Source organism: Lactobacillus psittaci DSM 15354 (assembly GCF_000425905.1).
GTDB classification, from domain to species: domain Bacteria; phylum Bacillota; class Bacilli; order Lactobacillales; family Lactobacillaceae; genus Lactobacillus; species Lactobacillus psittaci.
In genome coordinates this window covers 1-2,025 of record NZ_AUEI01000021.1, presented here as the reverse complement: position 1 = coordinate 2,025, position 2,025 = coordinate 1, and the positions used below count along the sequence as shown (strand labels likewise).

At 35.6% G+C, this 2,025-nt stretch carries 1 protein-coding gene and 1 pseudogene; one reads left to right on the top strand and one right to left on the bottom strand.

Annotated elements, in window-relative coordinates:
* Nucleotides 1-250: 250 nt before the first annotated feature.
* A complete protein-coding gene (locus H628_RS0104185; protein WP_027825337.1) occupies nucleotides 251-1,555 on the bottom strand; it encodes an ABC transporter substrate-binding protein in 1,305 nt (434 codons plus the stop codon).
* Between the two features lie 207 nt (nucleotides 1,556-1,762).
* On the opposite strand from H628_RS0104185, the pseudogene H628_RS07290 reads away from it, so the two are divergent.
* Nucleotides 1,763-2,025 (top strand): annotated as a pseudogene (locus tag H628_RS07290) (Rpn family recombination-promoting nuclease/putative transposase); the annotation flags it as partial.

Below are 2,025 nucleotides of genomic sequence, written 5' to 3'. Positions count from 1 at the left end.
GAGCAAAGAAATACAGTCAAATCTTTCGTAACATTCTTTAAACGTACTCAACCTGAAATGAGTGAAGCAGAAGTATATTCAGCAATCAAAGATTCAGTTGGTCCTAACTTCAGCCTTAGTGATGGTGAAATTCGAGAAATAATCCATCAAAACTTAAAATAAAACCTTATAGCAAAACAAAAAGCATTGGCAATTAATTTTTACCAATGCTTTTACTTATTTATAGAGTTTTTTCTAGTAAGTTGTTATTTTACTGCTTCCAGTCACTATCAAATTTAGCTTTACCTGCTTTAATAGCACTATCAATATTGTTGCCCTTGGCTGCTTGAGACAAGATGCTTTCCATGATTGAAGTTAAATCTGAAAAGGCAGAATCTGAATTCTTAACTACTGGAATGGTGTAAAGCTTTTTAATGTTAGATGATAAAATCTTAGGAGCTTTAACTGCTTTAGAATTCTTGTATTCAGCTGAGTTCAAAGCTTGTGTATTTACTGGGATGTAACCAGTTTGACTTGCCCACTTAAGTTGACTGGCTTTTGAAGTTAAGAACTTAATGTACTTAAAGGCAGCAGCTTTTTGCATAGCGCTTGCTTGGTTGAACATGTAGATATCTGTTCCTTGAGGCATGTTGTATTCAGTTGGACGAGCAGCTACTCCGTATTCGAACTTGTTAGCTACGCCTTTTTTCACAAAAGCTTCTCCAGCACTTGAACCAACGTACATTGCGATTTTTTGGTTTGCAAAAGGAGTTGAAAGGTACTTTTGAGAACCAGCAATCTTGAAGTATCCATCTTTTACTCCATTTGCATAGTAGTTAATTACGGCTTTGGAATCCTTGCCAGTGAAGTCAATATTTGAGTTGAAGTTGTGGCCTTTAGCCTTCATTTCCAAAGTGTAATAAGTTGCCAATACATCGAAGCCGGCACCGGCTACCTTGTGATTACTCTTTTCGTAAATCTTTTTAGCAGCGGCTTTTAATTCAGCGGTGGTCTTTGGTACCTTGACACCGTATTTTTCTAAAAGTTGCTTGTTGTAAATTAAAATTTCAACTGATTTGTTAAAAGGAATCCCGTATTGCTTACCGTTGATTTGAGCGCCCTTTAATAAGTCGGCCTTAATTTGTGATTTTTTGCTGCTACCCCATCCAATTTTGGAATTATTAATGTATGGAGTTAAATCGACAAGCATATTATTCTTAGCAGCGGTATAAAGCCAGCCTGGATAAGCTTGTGTGATAGTTGGTAAGTTCTTAGGAGATTGCATGGTTGAGGTGATTTTTGAATGCAAATCTTGATAAGAGTTTTGATTTTCTAGCTTAACTTTAATATTCGGATTCTCTTTTTCAAATTCTGCTGTTAATTTTTTCAAACTTCCTTCAAGAGGGCCGGTCATACCATGCCAAAAAGTAATGGTAGTCTTCTTAGTAATCTTTGAAGGAATAGTATCCTTAGAACTAGATGGACTAGAAGTCTTTGCGTTATTTGAACATCCAGCTGTAGCGAGCAAACTAGCAGCTACAGCACTGATAATTGACAATTTCTTAACTAATTTCATTGTATCCTCCAGAATTGTTAGGTTATTTAAATTGTAACAGGAGATTTACTAAATGGAAGACTGAAATAGCGTACAATTTTATGGTAAAATGTAAATATTGTGCGCTTTTTATAGATTGATAAATTACCGCAAACAAATGCGTCTTTTTTACGTATTTATATTTTAGAAGGCTTTTTGTCTTTAAAAAATATAACTTGGAGGTAATTTATGTCATACGATGACAAATTCTATGGCTTTACAAATGACGAGATTTTTGGCAGTATTATGCAAAATAAACGTTTTTGTAAAGCGATTATTAAAGCAGCACTGCCGAATGTGAATGTGGTGTCAGTTGAAAGCATCGATGCGCAAAAGGAACTGGGGACGAAGAGTGATAAGCGAAGTAAGTCTGTCAGGCTCGATATTGCAGTCAAAGACCAAGCAGGGAACTTGTACGACGTCGAGATGCAGGTAAATAATAATCATGATAT

Excerpts from the sequence above, each read along its gene's own strand:
- H628_RS0104185 (WP_027825337.1), bottom strand. The coding sequence starts at position 1,555 with ATGAAATTAGTTAAGAAATTGTCAATTATCAGTGCTGTAGCTGCTAGT.